15 protein-coding genes and 1 pseudogene are annotated in these 16,565 nt (G+C 57.4%); 7 read left to right on the top strand and 9 right to left on the bottom strand.

The features are described 5' to 3' along the window. Positions 1-87: 87 nt before the first annotated feature. Genes lolC through cobB form a run of 5 tightly spaced genes read left to right on the top strand, consistent with a single transcriptional unit; the run spans position 88 to position 5,028 of the window. The gene (gene lolC, locus LRS40_RS21340) at positions 88-1,287 is read left to right on the top strand and encodes a lipoprotein-releasing ABC transporter permease subunit LolC (RefSeq protein ID WP_142489101.1); all 1,200 of its coding nucleotides are present in this window, start codon (positions 88-90) and stop codon (positions 1,285-1,287) included. Next, the gene (gene lolD, locus LRS40_RS21335) at positions 1,280-1,981 is read left to right on the top strand and encodes a lipoprotein-releasing ABC transporter ATP-binding protein LolD (protein WP_142489102.1); all 702 of its coding nucleotides are present in this window, start codon (positions 1,280-1,282) and stop codon (positions 1,979-1,981) included. Before lolC ends, lolD begins: the two co-directional genes overlap by 8 nt. After that, positions 1,981-3,225: a lipoprotein-releasing ABC transporter permease subunit LolE gene (lolE, locus tag LRS40_RS21330; protein ID WP_156263475.1), complete on the top strand. Its 1,245-nt coding sequence runs from the start codon at positions 1,981-1,983 to the stop codon at positions 3,223-3,225. Before lolD ends, lolE begins: the two co-directional genes overlap by 1 nt. A 54-nt stretch (positions 3,226-3,279) precedes the next feature. Continuing rightward, on the top strand, positions 3,280-4,191 hold the full coding sequence (gene nagK / locus LRS40_RS21325; RefSeq protein ID WP_142489104.1) for an N-acetylglucosamine kinase: 912 nt from the start codon (positions 3,280-3,282) through the stop codon (positions 4,189-4,191). Between the two features lie 15 nt (positions 4,192-4,206). After that, the gene (gene cobB, locus LRS40_RS21320) at positions 4,207-5,028 is read left to right on the top strand and encodes a Sir2 family NAD+-dependent deacetylase (RefSeq protein WP_231312611.1); all 822 of its coding nucleotides are present in this window, start codon (positions 4,207-4,209) and stop codon (positions 5,026-5,028) included. A gap of 93 nt (positions 5,029-5,121) precedes the next feature. Here the strand turns inward: cobB and potD are convergent, their stop codons facing one another. The 4 genes from potD to potA are packed head-to-tail and all read right to left on the bottom strand — an operon-like array spanning position 5,122 to position 8,918. Then, positions 5,122-6,156 carry a spermidine/putrescine ABC transporter substrate-binding protein PotD gene (gene potD / locus LRS40_RS21315; protein ID WP_231312610.1) on the bottom strand — a complete coding sequence of 345 codons (1,035 nt, stop codon included), beginning with the start codon at positions 6,154-6,156 and terminating at the stop codon, positions 5,122-5,124. Then, positions 6,153-6,944 carry a spermidine/putrescine ABC transporter permease PotC gene (gene potC / locus LRS40_RS21310; protein WP_231312609.1) on the bottom strand — a complete coding sequence of 264 codons (792 nt, stop codon included), beginning with the start codon at positions 6,942-6,944 and terminating at the stop codon, positions 6,153-6,155. Before potC ends, potD begins: the two co-directional genes overlap by 4 nt. After that, complete coding sequence (potB, locus tag LRS40_RS21305) at positions 6,941-7,798, bottom strand: spermidine/putrescine ABC transporter permease PotB (protein ID WP_231312608.1); 858 nt, start codon at positions 7,796-7,798, stop codon at positions 6,941-6,943. Before potB ends, potC begins: the two co-directional genes overlap by 4 nt. Next, positions 7,782-8,918, bottom strand: coding sequence for a spermidine/putrescine ABC transporter ATP-binding protein PotA (gene potA / locus LRS40_RS21300; protein ID WP_142489109.1), 1,137 nt, complete (start codon positions 8,916-8,918; stop codon positions 7,782-7,784). The genes potB and potA overlap by 17 nt, the downstream gene beginning before the upstream one ends. A 249-nt stretch (positions 8,919-9,167) precedes the next feature. On the opposite strand from potA, the gene pepT reads away from it, so the two are divergent. Continuing rightward, positions 9,168-10,394, top strand: coding sequence for a peptidase T (pepT, locus tag LRS40_RS21295; RefSeq protein WP_231312607.1), 1,227 nt, complete (start codon positions 9,168-9,170; stop codon positions 10,392-10,394). A gap of 79 nt (positions 10,395-10,473) precedes the next feature. Then, a pseudogene (locus tag LRS40_RS21290) lies at positions 10,474-10,963 on the top strand (transposase). Positions 10,964-11,056: 93 nt separating this feature from the next. Here LRS40_RS21290 and LRS40_RS21285 read toward each other — a convergent pair. The 5 genes from LRS40_RS21285 to hflD all read right to left on the bottom strand — a co-directional run bounded on the left by LRS40_RS21285 (position 11,057) and on the right by hflD (position 16,546). Beyond that, on the bottom strand, positions 11,057-12,178 hold the full coding sequence (locus tag LRS40_RS21285; RefSeq protein WP_156263483.1) for a cupin domain-containing protein: 1,122 nt from the start codon (positions 12,176-12,178) through the stop codon (positions 11,057-11,059). A gap of 89 nt (positions 12,179-12,267) precedes the next feature. Further along, positions 12,268-13,731, bottom strand: coding sequence for a two-component system sensor histidine kinase PhoQ (gene phoQ, locus LRS40_RS21280; RefSeq protein WP_231312606.1), 1,464 nt, complete (start codon positions 13,729-13,731; stop codon positions 12,268-12,270). Continuing rightward, entirely contained in the window at positions 13,732-14,403 is a 672-nt protein-coding gene (phoP, locus tag LRS40_RS21275; protein WP_032617646.1) for a two-component system response regulator PhoP, read from the bottom strand. A gap of 123 nt (positions 14,404-14,526) precedes the next feature. Next, a complete protein-coding gene (gene purB, locus LRS40_RS21270; RefSeq protein WP_231312605.1) occupies positions 14,527-15,897 on the bottom strand; it encodes an adenylosuccinate lyase in 1,371 nt (456 codons plus the stop codon). A gap of 19 nt (positions 15,898-15,916) precedes the next feature. After that, positions 15,917-16,546 (bottom strand): high frequency lysogenization protein HflD, encoded by a 630-nt coding sequence (gene hflD / locus LRS40_RS21265; protein WP_142489115.1) that lies wholly within the window; start codon positions 16,544-16,546, stop codon positions 15,917-15,919. Positions 16,547-16,565 lie beyond the last annotated feature (19 nt).

The raw sequence follows: 16,565 nt of genomic DNA, 5'->3' as shown, positions 1-16,565 counted from the left end.
TTATCAAAGCTTCGGGTATCAGTCATTTACCCTTAGCGGATTCGCTTATATACTCGTGGGTCTGCTACCAGCAAACAGACGGATTTCATGTACCAACCTGTCGCACTTTTCATAGGCTTACGTTACATGCGTGGGCGCGCCGCGGACCGTTTCGGTCGCTTTGTCTCCTGGCTTTCAACCATTGGCATTACGCTTGGCGTGATGGCGCTGGTGACGGTTCTCTCCGTCATGAACGGCTTTGAGCGCGAGCTGCAAAATAACATTCTGGGGCTGATGCCGCAGGCTATCCTCTCATCCAGCAGCGGGTCGGTGAACCCGCAGCAGTTGCCAGAAAGCGCCGTTAAGCTGCAGGGCGTAAGCCGCGTGGCGCCGATCACCTCCGGTGACGTGGTGCTGCAGAGCGCGCGCAGCGTGGCGGTGGGGGTGATGCTCGGTATCGACCCGGCGCAAAAAGATCCCCTCACGCCCTGGCTGGTCAACGTCAAACAGAGCGATCTGGCTCCCGGCCAGTACAACGTGATCCTTGGCGAACAGCTTGCCGGTCAGCTCGGCGTTAACCGCGGCGATCGGCTGCGGGTGATGGTCCCTTCCGCCAGCCAGTTCACCCCGATGGGGCGTCTGCCAAGCCAGCGCCTGTTTAATGTCATCGGCACCTTCGCTGCCAACAGCGAAGTGGACGGCTACCAGATGCTGGTCAACATCCAGGACGCGTCGCGCCTGATGCGCTACCCGCTCGGGAATATCACCGGCTGGCGTCTGTGGCTCAACGAACCGCTGAAGGTGGATGTCCTGAGCCAGCAAACCCTGCCGGACGGTACCAAATGGCAGGACTGGCGCGAACGTAAGGGCGAGCTGTTCCAGGCCGTGCGCATGGAAAAAAACATGATGGGCCTGCTGCTGAGCCTGATTGTGGCGGTCGCCGCGTTTAACATTATTACTTCGCTTGGCCTGATGGTGATGGAGAAGCAGGGCGAAGTGGCCATCCTGCAAACCCAGGGCCTCACGCCGCGGCAGATCATGGCGGTATTTATGGTCCAGGGCGCCAGCGCCGGGATTGTCGGCGCGCTGCTTGGCGCGGTACTCGGCACCCTGCTCGCCAGTCAGCTCAACAATCTGATGCCGATCATCGGCGCGCTGCTCGACGGCGCGGCACTGCCGGTCGCCATTGAGCCGCTGCAGGTTGTGGGCATCGCCCTGGTGGCGATGGTTATTGCCTTACTCTCCACGCTTTATCCTTCATGGCGCGCTGCCGCCACCCAACCCGCTGAGGCTTTACGTTATGAATAAGATCCTGTTGCAATGCGACAACCTGTGCAAACGCTATCAGGAAGGCACGGTGCAGACGGATGTCCTGCACAATGTCAGCTTCAGCGTCGGGGAAGGGGAGATGATGGCTATCGTCGGCACCTCCGGCTCCGGGAAAAGTACCTTACTGCACCTGCTCGGCGGGCTGGATACACCAACTTCCGGCGACGTGGTCTTTTCCGGCACCCCGCTGAGTACGATGTCATCGAGCGCCAAAGCCGATCTGCGTAACCGCTCTCTGGGCTTTATCTACCAGTTCCACCACCTGCTGCCGGACTTTACCGCGCTGGAAAACGTGGCGATGCCGCTGCTGATCGGCAAAAAGAAACCGGCTGAAATTAACGCCCGCGCCAGCGATATGCTGAAAGCGGTCGGCCTCGGCCATCGCGGTAATCATCGTCCGTCTGAACTTTCCGGCGGCGAGCGTCAGCGTGTGGCGATTGCCCGCGCGCTGGTCAACAACCCGCGCCTGGTGCTGGCGGATGAACCGACCGGTAACCTCGATGCTCGCAACGCGGACAGCATCTTCCAGCTGCTGGGGGAGCTGAACGCCTCCCAGGGTACAGCGTTTCTGGTGGTGACCCACGACCTGCAGCTGGCAAAACGCATGTCCCGCCAGCTGGAGATGCGTGATGGGCACCTGAATACCGAGCTGACCCTGATGGGAGCGGATTGATGGCTTCCCCGTTATCGTTACTCATCGGCCTGCGTTTCAGCCGGGGCCGTCGTCGCGGCGGCATGGTATCGCTGATCTCTGTTATCTCCACCATCGGCATTGCGCTGGGGGTGGCGGTGCTGATCGTTGGTCTCAGCGCCATGAACGGCTTCGAGCGCGAGCTGAATAACCGTATTCTGGCGGTGGTGCCGCACGGTGAAATTGAGCCGGTCAACCAGCCGTGGAATAACTGGAATGACGCGCTGAACAAGGTGGAAAAGGTGCCGGGTATTGCGGCCGCCGCGCCGTACATCAATTTTACCGGGCTGGTTGAGAGCGGGGCGAACCTGCGCGCCATCCAGGTGAAAGGGGTCAACCCGCGTCAGGAAGAGAAACTTAGCGCGCTGCCGCAGTTTATCCAGAAGGATGCCTGGGCCAACTTTAAAGCCGGCGATCAGCAGATCATTATCGGTAAGGGCGTGGCCGATGCGCTGAAAGTGAAGCAGGGCGACTGGGTGTCAATCATGATCCCGAATGCCAGCGCCGATCATAAGCTGCAGCAGCCGAAGCGCGTACGTCTGCACGTGGCCGGCATTCTACAGCTCAGCGGCCAGCTGGATCACAGCTTTGCCATGGTGCCGCTGGAAGATGCGCGGCAGTATCTGGACATGGGCAGCAGCGTCACCGGGATCGCCATCAAGGTAAACGACGTATTTAACGCCAACAAACTGGTGCGCGACGCCGGGGAAGTGACCGACAGCTATGTCTACATCAAGAGCTGGATTGGCACTTACGGTTATATGTATCGTGATATCCAGATGATCCGCGCCATCATGTACCTGGCGATGGTGCTGGTGATCGGCGTGGCCTGCTTCAACATCGTCTCTACCCTGGTGATGGCGGTAAAAGACAAGAGTGGCGACATCGCGGTCCTGCGTACCCTGGGGGCAAAAGACGGTCTTATTCGTGCCATTTTCGTCTGGTATGGTCTGCTGGCGGGGCTGTTTGGCAGCCTGTGCGGCGTGGTCATCGGCGTGGTGGTATCGCTGCAGCTGACGCCAATTATCAACGGCATTGAGGCCCTGATTGGCCATCAGTTCCTGTCGGGCGATATCTATTTTATTGACTTCCTGCCGTCTGAACTGCACTGGCTGGACGTTTTTTATGTGCTGGTTACAGCACTTTTACTGAGTCTGCTGGCAAGCTGGTATCCGGCGCGTCGCGCAAGCCGAATTGATCCGGCGAGGGTATTAAGTGGCCAGTAATTACGTCATGGTTTAGCGGTTTTTTGGCCGCTGAATCAAACAGAGGAATGCACTATGTATTATGGATTTGATATTGGCGGCACCAAAATTGCGCTGGGCGTATTTGATACCAACCTGAAATTGCAGTGGGAAACCCGGGTTCCTACCCCGCGCGAAAGCTACGATGAATTCTTAACCGCCATTGCCGCACTGGTAGCCCAGGCCGATGAGCGCTTCGGCGTGAAAGGGTCGGTGGGCATTGGCATTCCGGGGATGCCGGAAACCGACGACGGCACGCTGTATGCCGCCAACGTCCCTGCCGCCAGCGGTAAGCCGCTGCGCGCCGACCTGTCGCGACTCCTTGAGCGCGACGTGCGTCTCGACAACGACGCCAACTGTTTTGCCCTCTCCGAAGCCTGGGATGACGAGTTCCAGCAGTATCCGTTGGTGATGGGGTTGATCCTCGGCACCGGCGTTGGTGGCGGGATCGTTGTTGACGGCAAACCGATCACCGGACGCAGCTATATCACCGGCGAGTTCGGCCATATTCGCCTGCCGGTGGATGCGCTGGAGGTGGTCGGGCGCGATTTCCCGCTAGTCCGCTGCGGCTGCGGCCAGCACGGCTGCATCGAAAACTACCTCTCAGGCGGCGGATTTGCGTGGCTTTATGAACACTTCTATCATCAAAAACGACAGGCGCCAGAAATCATTACGCTGTGGGAGCAGGGTGATGAACAGGCCATTGAGCATGTGGAGCGCTATCTCGATCTGCTTGCCGTGTGTCTGGGCAACATCCTGACCATTGTCGATCCTGACCTGCTGGTGATCGGCGGGGGATTATCGAACTTTACGGCCATCGCCGAGCGGTTATCCGGTCGGTTGCCGCGTCATCTGCTGCCGGTCGCCCGCGTGCCGCGCATTGAGCGCGCACGACATGGCGATGCCGGGGGGATGCGCGGTGCCGCGTTCCTCCATCTCACCCGTTAGTCATTCGAGGTTATTATGCTGTCGCGCCGGTCACATCGACTCACTCGTTTTCGCAAAAACAAACGCCGCTTGCGTGAACGCTTACGCCAGCGAATTTTCTTTCAGGATGGGGCGCTGCCAGAATTGATGGAAAAACCAAGAGTGTTGGTCCTGACCGGGGCGGGGATCTCCGCCGAGTCGGGCATTCGAACCTTCCGCGCCACCGACGGGTTGTGGGAGGAGCATCGCGTAGAGGATGTGGCGACGCCGGAAGGCTTCGCCCGTAATCCGCAGCTGGTGCAGGAATTTTATAATGCCCGCCGTCGACAGCTGCAGTCGCCGGAGATTGCCCCTAACGCGGCGCATCTGGCGCTGGCAAAGCTGGAAGAGGCGCTGGGGGATCGTTTTCTGCTGGTCACGCAGAACATCGATAACCTGCACGAGCGTGCGGGCAACCAGAATGTGATCCATATGCACGGCGAACTGCTGAAGGTGCGCTGTTCCGGCAGCGGCCAGGTGTTCAACTGGACCGGTGACGTCACTCTCGATGACAAATGCCACTGCTGCCAGTTCCCGTCCCCGCTGCGTCCGCACGTGGTCTGGTTCGGCGAAATGCCATTGGGGATGGACGAAATCTACAGCGCGCTGGCGATGGCGGATGTGTTTATCGCTATTGGCACTTCCGGGAATGTCTATCCGGCGGCGGGATTCGTCCACGAGGCGAAGCTGAACGGGGCGCACACGGTGGAGCTGAACCTCGAGCCGAGCCAGGTTGGCAGCGAGTTTGAAGAAAAAACCTACGGGCTGGCGAGCGAAGTGGTGCCGGAGTTTGTGGATAAACTTTTGAAAGGTTTGTAGAAAAAACGCCGGGCGGCACTGCGTTTGCCCGGCCTACGGTTTACGCCGTTGTAGGCCCGGTAAGCGAAGCGCCACCGGGCGTTGTTGCCGGACTTAACGACCCGCCTTCAGCTTCTGGTAATACTCTTCATACAGACGGCTCGCATCGCCAACATCATTCTGCCACTCGCCTTTGCTGACGGTTGCCGCATCCGGGTAAAGCGACTTGTCGTTCGCCACCTCAGGACTCAGCAGCTTGCGGGCAGCAAGGTTTGGTGTCGGGTAACCGATGGTTTCTGCCACCTGTTTTGCCACATCGGGACGCAGCAGGAAGTTAATCAGCTTCAGCGCGCCGTCCACGTTTTTGGCGTTGGCCGGAATAGCGAGGCTGTCCATCCAGAAGATCCCGCCCTCCTCAGGCCACACCACTTCCAGCGGCGTACCGGCCTGACGCGCCACGTACGCCGAACCGTTCCACACCATCCCCACGTTGACTTCCCCCTCCATATACGGGTTAGCCGGGTTATCGGAGTTAAAGGCCGCAACGTTTGGCATCAGTTTTTGCAGCTCGTGATACGCCGCTTCGATCTCTTTCGGGTCGGTGGTGTTGCCGGAGTAGCCCAGCTTACGCAGCGCCACCTGGAACACTTCGCGCGCGTCATCGGTCAGGAGTAAACCGCCTTTGTACTCCGGTTTCCACAGGTCGGCCCAGCGGGTGACCGTTTTAGGATCCATCGCCTCGCTGTTGATCCCAATTGCTGTAGCGCCCCAGATATACGGGATGGAGTAGTCGTTATTGGGATCAAACGGCTTGTTGAGCATCTCCGGATCGAGGTTTGAAAAATTGGTTAGCTTCGATTTGTCGATCTTCTGGATCATGCTCTCTTTACGCATCTTGTCGACGAAATAGGTCGACGGAACCACCAGATCGTAGGCGCCATCTTTATAGGTTTTGAGCTTGGCATACATGGTTTCATTCGACTCATAGGTGGAATAGATCACCTTGATGCCGGTCTCTTTGGTGAACTGCTCCAGCAGGCCAGGCGGCACATACTCGGTCCAGTTGTAGAAGTAGAGCGTTTTACTGTCGTCCGCGTGGGCAGCGCCCATTCCGAGCACCAGTGCCGCGGCGGCAAGCATTTTTTTCATTTAACTGTCCTCTGAGATTTTGTTTTATCACGAGCAACCAGCTGGCTGGCGATCACCAGAACCAGCGATAACATCAACAGAATGGTCGCCAGCGCGTTCACCTCTGGTGAGACGCCGACTTTCACCATTGAATAGATCTTCAACGGCAGAATTTCATAGCTTGGTCCGGTGACGAACGACGAGACCACCACGTCATCCATCGACAGGGTAAAGCTGAGCAGCCATCCCGCAGCCACGGCGGGCATCGCCAGCGGCAGGATAATTTTGCGCAGGATGGTCATTTCGCTGGCACCCAGATCTTTCGCCGCTTCCAGCATTCGTACATCAAAGCCCTTCAGACGGGAGTAAACCGTCACCACCACAAACGGCAGACAGAAGGTGATGTGCGAGAACAGCAGCGACCAGAAGCCCAGTTGTACCCCCAGCAGCATAAACAGCACCAGCAGCGAAATGGCCATCACGATGTCCGGGGACATCATCACCACAAACAGCATGCCGCTAACGAAGGGCTTGCCGCGAAAACGGTAGCGGTAGAGCGCCACGGCGGTCAGGGAGCCAATCAGGGTGGCGAAGGTGGCCGAGAAGATGGCCATCGTCAGCGAGTGCTGCGCCGCCTGTAGCAGGCTGTCGTTGTTCATCAGCAGGCTGTACCACTGGGTGGTAAACCCCTGCCAGTTGATGCCAAAGCGCGAGCTGTTAAACGAATTGACGATCAAAATAATGATCGGAATGTAGAGATACGCGTAAATGGCGGTCATAAAACCGCCGCGAAGCAGTCGACCGATCATCCGAGTTCACCCTTATTATTAAGCAAGCGCGAGGCGCGCCAGTAGACCAGCAGCATCAGGCCCATGACCAGGGTCAGGGTGATACTGGTGGCCGAGCCGAACGGCCAGTCGCGAATATTCAGGAACTGGCTCTTGATGACGTTGCCAATCAGCAGGTTCTTTGCGCCGCCCATCAGGTCGGAGACGTAGAACAGCCCCATCGCCGGGAGCATCACCAGCAGGCAGCCGGCAATGATCCCCGGCATCGTCAGCGGGATGATGATACGGATAAAGGTTTGCAGCTTGCTGGCACCCAGATCTCTTGCCGCTTCCAGCAAGGGTTTATCCAGCTTCTCAATGCTGGAGTAGAGCGGCATGACCATAAACGGCAGCAGAATATAGACCAGCCCGACGATCACCGCGCCGGGGGTAAACATAATGCGGACAGGTGTGTCGATGACCCCCAGCCACAGCAGAAACGCATTCAGGTAGCCTTTGGTGCTGAGGAAGATCTTCAGGCCATAAATGCGGATCAGGGAGTTAGTCCAGAAGGGCACAATCAGCAGAAACAGCAGCAGCGGACGCACCTTCTGCGGCAGCTTCGCCAGAAACCAGGCGAAGGGATAGCCGAGGACCAGGCAGGCCAGGGTGGCGATCAGCGCCATATTGAGCGAATGGAGCAGCACCTGGAAATAGAGCGGATCGAGCAGGCGCGCGTAGTTATCCAGCGTAAAGACCAGCGAGACGAAATGGGCGTCGTCGCGGGTCAAAAAGCTGGTGGCAATAATCATCAGGTTGGGTAAAAAGACAAATAACACAAGCCAACCGACGATAGTGGCGATCACCACATTCTGGAACTTACTTGTGTTCTTCATCAGCCAGCACAACCTCCCAGCTTTCTACCCAGTTAATAACCATTTTCTGATTGAGCGAGTGGTCGAAATCAGGGTCGTCCTCGTTAAAGAACTCGCTGACCATCACCATCTTGCCGTTTTCCAGTTCGACCACCGACTCGAGGGTCATCCCTTTGTAGTTGCGCTCGCGGATATAGCCGATCAACCCTTCCGCTTCGGTCTCGTCATGGATCTCATCGACGCGCAGATCTTCCGGGCGCAGCAGGACGTTAAGCTGTTGCCCGGGTTCCACGGCAAAGTTGACGAAGATGTTGCAGGCGCGGCCTTCGACATTAGCCAGCACCCGCTGGTCGTCGAGGCGTTCAATAACGGTAGCACTGAAGATATTGATTTCGCCAATAAAGCTGGCGACAAACAGGTTTTTCGGCTCTTCGTAAATCTCACGGGGGGTGCCGTCCTGCTCGATTTTGCCGTCGCGCATCACCACGATGCGATCGGACATGGTCAACGCCTCTTCCTGATCGTGGGTGACAAAGACAAAGGTGATCCCGAGCTTGCGCTGCAGCGCCTTTAACTCGTTCTGCATCTGCTTACGCAGCTTGTAATCCAGCGCGGAAAGCGACTCATCCAGCAGCAGTAGCCGCGGCTTATTGACCACCGCGCGGGCGATGGCGACGCGCTGCTGTTGCCCACCCGACAGCTGGTGCGGCTTGCGCTGGGCGAACGTCTCCAGCTGTACCATGCGCAGGGCATCGGTGACCCGGGGCGTAATTTCACTGGCCGGGGTTTTTTGCATCCGCAGGCCAAAGGCGACGTTTTCGAAAACCGTCATGTGGGGGAACAGGGCGTAGCTTTGAAAGACGGTATTGACGTGGCGGTGTTCAGCAGGAACCTGAGTAATATCCTGATTTTCAAGATGAATATGGCCGTGATCGACGTTTTCCAGCCCGGCGATAAGGCGAAGCACTGTCGTTTTACCGCAGCCCGACGGGCCAAGCAGCGTAAGAAATTCGCCGTTGTTGATGGTCAAATCGAGGTCGGAAATGACGGTTTTTCCGTCAAAGCTTTTACGAATTCCGGCCAGTTGCACCAACGGTGACAGTGAAGCTGGTTGTGTATTCAATTTTTGATTCAGTCCCATATCGACGCTGCAGAGACTTATCGCAGCGGGGTTTGTGGTTAGCCACCTTGGTGAAACGTAATGAGGGCGGACATTCTACGGGAATACGCTGTAATCGCCAATCCTTGTTACCCATTGATAAGCTACATTTATTAGCGAAAGCTGCGATAAAACGGAAATATTCTCGTTTACGGGATAAAAGTGACCTGACGCAATATTTGGGTTTTGATGCTTACTGATAATGTTGTCACAAAAAGTGAGGGTGACTGCATGGATAAATTACTTGAGCGTTTTTTACAGTACGTATCGCTGGATACCCAATCTAAACCGGGTGTCCGCCAGGTGCCGAGCACCGAAGGACAATGGAAACTGTTACAGCTGTTAAAGACGCAACTGGAAGAGTTGGGTCTGGTCAACGTCACGTTAAGTGAGAAAGGGACGGTGATGGGGACGCTCCCGGCCAGCGTGAGCGGCGATATTCCGGCCATTGGTTTTATTTCCCATGTTGATACCTCACCGGATTTTAGCGGTAAAAACGTGAATCCGCAGATTGTTGAGAACTATCGCGGCGGCGATATTGCGCTGGGGGTTGGCGACGAAGTGCTCTCCCCGGTGATGTTCCCGGTGTTGCACCAGCTGCTCGGGCAGACGCTGATCACTACCGACGGCAAAACGCTGCTGGGGGCCGATGATAAAGCCGGGGTGGCCGAGATCATGACCGTGCTGGCGGTGCTGAAGCACAACAAGGTGCCGCACGGGGATATCCGCGTCGCCTTCACCCCGGATGAAGAGGTGGGCAAAGGGGCGAAGCATTTCGACGTTGCGGCGTTCGATGCCCGCTGGGCCTATACCGTTGACGGCGGCGGCGTGGGTGAACTTGAGTTCGAGAATTTCAATGCGGCGTCGGTGAATATCCGCATCGTCGGCAATAACGTCCACCCGGGCACGGCGAAAGGGGTGATGGTGAACGCGCTGTCGCTGGCGGCCCGCATTCATGCCGAAGTCCCGGCAGATGAGAGCCCGGAGCAAACCGAGGGCTATGAGGGCTTCTACCACCTCACCAGCATCAAAGGGACGGTCGATCGCGCGGACATGCATTACATCATTCGCGATTTTAACCGCGACGGGTTTGAAGCGCGTAAACGCAAGATGATGGATATCGCCAAAAAGGTGGGCAAGGGTCTGCATCCGGATTGCTATATTGAGCTGATCATCGAGGACAGCTATTACAATATGCATGAAAAGGTGATCGAGCATCCGTACATTCTCGAGGTTGCCCAGCAGGCGATGCGCGACTGCGGCGTCGAACCGCAGCTAAAACCGATCCGCGGCGGCACCGACGGCGCGCAGCTCTCCTTTATGGGATTGCCGTGCCCGAATCTGTTTACCGGCGGCTACAACTACCATGGCAAGCACGAGTTCGTGACTCTCGAGGGGATGGAGAAAGCGGTGCAGGTGATAGTGCGTATTGCCGAGTTAACCGCGAAGCAGCGGTAGGGCATCGCCCGGCCCACTCGTAGGCCGGGTAAGGCGCAGCCGCCACCCGGCATTTCCACAAATGGGGAGGGAACCTCATATGTCAAACTACCGTCGTCTATCTACCGGGTGGAACCTGGTTTTTCACCGTTAACCTGCAAAACCGGCGCAGCGATCTGCTGACCCGCCATATCGATACGCTTCGTGCGGCAACGCAATGCGTTAAACGCACAAAACCCTTTCTGATTAACGCCTGGGTGATCCTGCCGGAACATATGCACTGCATCTGGACGTTGCCTGAAAACGACACCGATTACTCCGGCCGCTGGCGGGATATCAAAAAAACCTTCACCCGAGCGCTGGGTATGTCAGGCATCTGGCAGCCGCGCTTCTGGGAACATACCATTCGGGATGAAAACGACCTCCGGCGGCATACGGATTACATCCATATCAACCCGTTGAAACATGGCTACGTGACGCGCGTTAAAGAGTGGCCCTATTCCACCTTTCATCGTGACGTGCGGGAAGGGATATACCCGGAGGATTGGGCGGGGGAGGTGGAGGATTTTAACGCCGGGGAGCGGCGGTAAAACAACGCCTGGTGGCGCTTCGCTTACCGGGCCTACAAAACCATACCGTAGGCCGGGTAAGGCGCAGCCGCCACCCGGCAAAGTACAAACGACTCAGTCCTCGAAGAACCAGTACCCACTGTTAACCAGCGCCGCCAGCATGGCGAGGAACGACGGATCTTCCAGCGCATCGCCAAACTTGTCGGCCGTCAGCACCGTATGGCTGGCCAGGGATTCCAGCGCCGGACGGTGCGGGGAATCCAGCTGCTCGCCATTAACGTACACCTCTTCGCCAATGCGTAACACGCGCAGGCCACCCAGACGCACCAGCTTGTCACCCTGCTGCAATGCATCGTAAATCTCATCGGGCTGATACGGCGGCTCCGGCAGGGAGACATCAAGCTCATGACGGGACTGGCTGATAAACTCCCCGAACCACTGGTTGAAATGCTGCGGCTGGTTGATCATATCCAGCATCATCCCGCGCAGCTTATCCAGCTCTTCAGGCAGGATATCGGCCGGGTGCTCACGGGCCGGCACGTCCGGGTCGCTGAAGCGATGGCTGCCCAGCTCGCGCTGCAGAACGTAATCGGCAAACCCACTGATCATCTCGCGGCCGCTTGGCGCGCGGAAGCCCACCGAATAGTTCATCGAGTTCTCAAGGGAGTAGCCCTCGTGCGGGAAGCCCGGCGGAATATAGAGAATATCGCCCGGCTCCAGCTCCTCGTCGATGATGCCGACAAAAGGATCCACCTGCAGCAGGTCGGGATGCGGGCAGTGCTGCTTCATCGGCACCTTCTCGCCCACGCGCCAGCGGCGGCGGCCGGTACCCTGAATGATAAACACGTCGTACTGGTCCAGATGCGGACCAACGCCGCCTCCCGGCACGGAGAAGGAGATCATCAGATCGTCCATTCGCCAGTCGGGCAGGGCACGGAATGGCTGCATCAGGGCTGCGGCGGGCTGGTGCCAGTGGTTAACCGCCTGCACCAGCAGGGACCAGTTGCTTTCGCCCAGGTGATCGAAGCTTTCAAACGGGCCGTGGCTGACCTGCCATTTCCCCTCGTTGTGGCTGACGAGGCGGCTGTCGACTTCGCTCTCCATGGCCAGGCCGGCAAGCTCATCGGGAGAGATCGGATCGACGAAATTGGTGATGCCGCGTTTCAGAACGACAGGGCGTTTTTGCCAGTAGCGTTCGATAAAGTCGGGCCAGTTAAGGGCTAATTGATAATCCATATTTATATTCCGCAGGCTTTTACTGACTCGGATTATAACGGAAGCTCAGCGGCCTGCGTGCGAGAATCACGCTTTTTTCACCCGGAAGCTTAACTCTCGTCGCTTGTAAGGTGCTGACGGGCAAAAATCGCCTCCATGCGCGCGCCACCGAGCAGACTATCGCCGGTGTCGATCCGGCCGTCGTACTGCTCAACAATGTCGCGCGCAACGGAGAGGCCCACTCCCTGACCGGGGCGTAAGGTGTCGGCGCGCTGCCCGCGATCGAAGACTCGATCGCGTTTGCCCTGCGGGATCCCCGGGCCGTCGTCCTCGACGATAATGTGCAGCTCATTTTCACCCTGGCGGGCCGACACTTCGACGAACTCCAGGCAGTATTTACAGGCGTTATCGAGCAGATTGCCCATCACTTCCATAAAGTCGTTCTTTTCACCCACGAAGCTGATTTCAGGCGAGATATCGAGGGTGATGTTCACCCCTTTACGCTGATAAACCTTATTCAGGGCCGAAGTCAGGCTGTCCAACAGCGGGGCAACGGGGTGCAGCTCCCGGCTCAGCAGGGTGCTGCCGGTTCGCATGCTGGCGCGGTGCAGGTAGTAACCGATCTGCTGGGAAATACGGCTGATCTGCTCCAGCATCACCGGTTCCGCCTCATCGGCGCTCAGCTTTGCGCTGCGTAAGGAGCGCATCGTGCTTTGCATCACCGCCAGCGGGGTTTTCAGACTGTGGGTCAGATCCGTCAGGGTGGTGCGGTATTTGTCGTAACGTTCACGCTCGCTTTTCAGCAACCGGTTCAGGTTCCGCACCAGGCTGGTAAGTTCGCGCGTGGTGTTAGGATTGAGCTTTTCCCGGTGATGCTCTTCCAGCTCGCGCACCTCCTTCGCCAGCGACTGAATGGGCCGCAGGCTCCACCAGGCGGCCAGCCACAGAAGGGGGATCACCAGCAGCAGGTTGGCGGCCAGCACGTACACGAACCAGTTCCACACCGTATAAGAGCGTTTCAGCTCTACCGGAATGGTGTCGATGACCACAATCGTCAGTTGCGGCATTTGCATGGTGTCGGGGTAGATATTGACCGCCACCGAGTGGGTCAGCTCGCTGTCGTCGTCGTCTTCGCGGATCTCGGCCAGCTCTTTCTGCATGTTGTGGTCGTTACCCACCAGCACGCTGGTGGCATCCACGTCCGCTTCCAGCTCGTGAAAGCCGTTGGATTTTAACCACTCAGGACGGATGCTTTTAATCAGCCAGGGCACATCACGCTGGGCCCACAGCAGCTTGCCTTTTTCATCATAAATCAGCGACATGGTTGGGCTCTGGCGATCCAGATGCTCCGGCATATCGATGGTAATTTTATTGTCTTGCCAGTTCGCAAGGGTATAGAACAGGTTGCTCTCCCCGCGCAGCAGACGGAAGGTGGTCTTGTCGAAGCTGACGCTGTAGCCCACCAGCGCCACCATCCCGTAGGCCAGCGACAGGACCAGCACCACTACCGCCGTGGCCAGCAGAAAACGAAACCGCAGCGACAGAGGCAGAAAGTGGCGAAAGAGTTTTTTCATTTAGCGTAATTCGAAAAGATAGCCCTGACCGCGCACGGTGGTAATAACATCCTCTGGGTACTGCGCCTGAATTTTCTTGCGCAGGCGCCCCATAAGGACATCGATAGTGTGGCTTTCGCGCAGCTCCGCGTCGGGATAGAGTTGGAGCATCAGGGAATCTTTGCTCACCACTTTGCCGCTGTTGCGGATCAGCGTCTCCATGATGGTGTATTCAAAGGCGGTGAGCTTGATCACCTCGTCATGAATAGCGAGTTCGCGGCGGGAGAGATCGACCTGAAACGGCGGAATGGAGATCACCTGCGAGGCCAGGCCGCTGTTGCGGCGCATCAACGCCTGCATGCGGGCGGCAACTTCTTCGATATGGAAGGGTTTGGTGACGTAGTCATCCGCCCCGGCGCTCAGCACTTCAACCTTATCCTGCCAGCCTTCGCGGGCGGTTAAGACCAGAACCGGCAAGGAGACATCGTGGCTGCGCCAGCGGCGGATCAGCGACAGGCCATCTTCATCAGGCAGCCCCAGGTCAACGATGGCGATATCGGGCAGGTGTTCATTGAGATAGTAGTCAGCTTCTTTTGCATCTTCGGCATCGTCCACCTGATGCCCCATTTCCTGAAGCTGGACCTTCAGGTGATGACGTAGCAACGCATTATCCTCAACAACCAGTACGCGCATCATCGCTTCTCCCTAATATGAATGGTCTGAATAGTTTAAGCTGATTATGTTGCGCCAGGGATAAACATTTCGTAAACCGGAGGGAAGGAACCCTCTTTCCGGGCGGAAAGAGGGCTTAAAGCGTTATTTCAGCTCATCAACCATCGCAATGGCGCGGCCGATGTAGTTGGCCGGGGTCATCGCTTTCAGGCGGGTTTTCTCGTCTTCTGGCAGTTCCAGACCGTCGATAAACTGCTTCATGCCTTCGGCGTCCACGCGCTTGCCGCGGGTCAGCTCTTTCAGTTTTTCGTACGGTTTTTCAATGCCGTAGCGGCGCATCACGGTCTGGATCGGCTCCGCAAGCACTTCCCAGTTGTGATCCAGCTCGTCAAGCAGACGCTCGCGGTTCACTTCCAGTTTGCTCACGCCCTTCAGGGTAGACTGATACGCAATCAGCGCGTAGCCAATGCCTACGCCGAGGTTACGCAGCACGGTGGAGTCGGTCAGGTCGCGCTGCCAGCGGGATACCGGCAGTTTGCTGGCCATATGCTGCAGCATGGCGTTCGCCAGACCCAGGTTGCCTTCGGAGTTTTCGAAGTCGATCGGGTTCACCTTGTGCGGCATGGTGGACGAGCCGATTTCACCGGCGATGGTCTTCTGCTTGAAGTGGTTCAGGGCGATGTAGCCCCACACATCACGGTCGAAGTCGATCAGGATGGTGTTGAAGCGCGCGATGCAGTCAAACAGCTCGGCGATGTAATCGTGCGGTTCAATCTGGGTGGTGTACGGGTTCCACTGAATGCCCAGAGAGGTGACAAATTCTTCGCTGAACTGGTGCCAGTCCACTTCCGGGTAAGCGGCGATGTGGGCGTTGTAGTTACCGACGGCACCGTTGATTTTGCCGAGGATCTCCACCTGCTCCAGCTGACGGTACTGACGCTCCATACGGAAGGCGACGTTAGCCATCTCTTTACCGATAGTGGACGGGGTCGCTGGCTGACCGTGGGTACGGGAGAGCAGGGGGATATCGCGATACTCCACCGCCAGGGCTTTCACCGCGTCGATGATTTTGCGCCAGTACGGCAGCACCACTTCCTCACGCGCGGTAGAGAGCATCAGAGCGTGGGAGAGGTTGTTAATATCTTCTGACGTGCAGGCGAAGTGAATGAATTCAGATACCGCGTGCAGCGCAGGAACGCTTGCCACTTTCTCTTTCAGGAAATACTCAACCGCTTTCACGTCGTGGTTGGTGGTGCGCTCGATAGTTTTAATACGCGCGGCGTCTTCTTCGTTGAACTGCGCGACGATTGCATCAAGGTAATCGTTTGCCTGGCTGTCAAAAGCAGGAACTTCCGCGATCGCTGCCTGTGCGGCCAGCTTTTGCAGCCAGCGTACTTCAACCTGGACACGGAATTTCAGCAGACCATATTCGCTGAAGATCCCGCGCAGCGCGCTGACTTTATCGCCGTAGCGTCCATCGACAGGGGAAACGGCGGTCAGTGAGGATAATTCCATAATTCGCAACTCCGGGAGGTTAACAATGAGCAAGAATTTGTTTTGCCTGAGTCGTCAGGCGATTACGATAAAACATTAACTGCAGGCGGCCACCGCCGACCTGATGCCACAGCACCGCGGCACGAATACCGGCCAGCAGCGAGGCGCGCACTTTGGCCTGTACCTGCGGGCTTTGCAGGACGGCAGGGGAGCCGGTGACCTGGATCCGCGGCCCCAGCGGACTGATGACATCCACATAAATGCCGGCCATGGCGCTGAGTAAGGTCTCTGACTGTAAATCGAAATGATCAAGCTGACGCTGCAGGCCCGAAATGCGATCGCCCAGGGTACCCATGGCTCCTTTGGCGGCGTTCAGCTTGCGCTCCAGCACCATCATGCTGAGGGTATAGCGCGTCAGTTCCGCATTCAGCCCCTGACGGCTGCTGGCATTTAACACACCGAGTAGGGTTTCCAGACCGAGGCGAAGATTCGCTTCGCTACCACCGAAGACGCCGAGCGTTGAACTGGGGTTCAGATCCACGACGCTGTTGAGCGAAACGTGCAGCGCGTCAGCGTCACAATGACCCTGATGTGCCAGCTGTTGCACCAGACGGGCAGACTGGCAAATTCCCGCCAGCGCCAGGGTGATGTCATAAAAGTTCTTCGCCACACTGGCTCCTTTCTGTGTG

The sequence above is a fragment of the Leclercia sp. G3L genome, from assembly GCF_021117075.1.
Classification (GTDB): Bacteria; Pseudomonadota; Gammaproteobacteria; order Enterobacterales; family Enterobacteriaceae; genus Enterobacter; species Enterobacter adecarboxylatus_C.
Note: the sequence above shows the minus strand (reverse complement) of the source record. Positions and strands in the feature narration are given on the sequence as shown.

Coding starts and splice junctions, on each gene's coding strand:
- lolC (WP_142489101.1), top strand. CDS start 88: ATGTACCAACCTGTCGCACTTTTCATAGGCTTACGTTACATGCGTGGG.
- lolD (WP_142489102.1), top strand. CDS start 1,280: ATGAATAAGATCCTGTTGCAATGCGACAACCTGTGCAAACGCTATCAG.
- lolE (WP_156263475.1), top strand. CDS start 1,981: ATGGCTTCCCCGTTATCGTTACTCATCGGCCTGCGTTTCAGCCGGGGC.
- nagK (WP_142489104.1), top strand. CDS start 3,280: ATGTATTATGGATTTGATATTGGCGGCACCAAAATTGCGCTGGGCGTA.
- cobB (WP_231312611.1), top strand. CDS start 4,207: ATGCTGTCGCGCCGGTCACATCGACTCACTCGTTTTCGCAAAAACAAA.
- potD (WP_231312610.1), bottom strand. CDS start 6,156: ATGAAAAAAATGCTTGCCGCCGCGGCACTGGTGCTCGGAATGGGCGCT.
- potC (WP_231312609.1), bottom strand. CDS start 6,944: ATGATCGGTCGACTGCTTCGCGGCGGTTTTATGACCGCCATTTACGCG.
- potB (WP_231312608.1), bottom strand. CDS start 7,798: ATGAAGAACACAAGTAAGTTCCAGAATGTGGTGATCGCCACTATCGTC.
- potA (WP_142489109.1), bottom strand. CDS start 8,918: ATGGGACTGAATCAAAAATTGAATACACAACCAGCTTCACTGTCACCG.
- pepT (WP_231312607.1), top strand. CDS start 9,168: ATGGATAAATTACTTGAGCGTTTTTTACAGTACGTATCGCTGGATACC.
- LRS40_RS21285 (WP_156263483.1), bottom strand. CDS start 12,178: ATGGATTATCAATTAGCCCTTAACTGGCCCGACTTTATCGAACGCTAC.
- phoQ (WP_231312606.1), bottom strand. CDS start 13,731: ATGAAAAAACTCTTTCGCCACTTTCTGCCTCTGTCGCTGCGGTTTCGT.
- phoP (WP_032617646.1), bottom strand. CDS start 14,403: ATGCGCGTACTGGTTGTTGAGGATAATGCGTTGCTACGTCATCACCTG.
- purB (WP_231312605.1), bottom strand. CDS start 15,897: ATGGAATTATCCTCACTGACCGCCGTTTCCCCTGTCGATGGACGCTAC.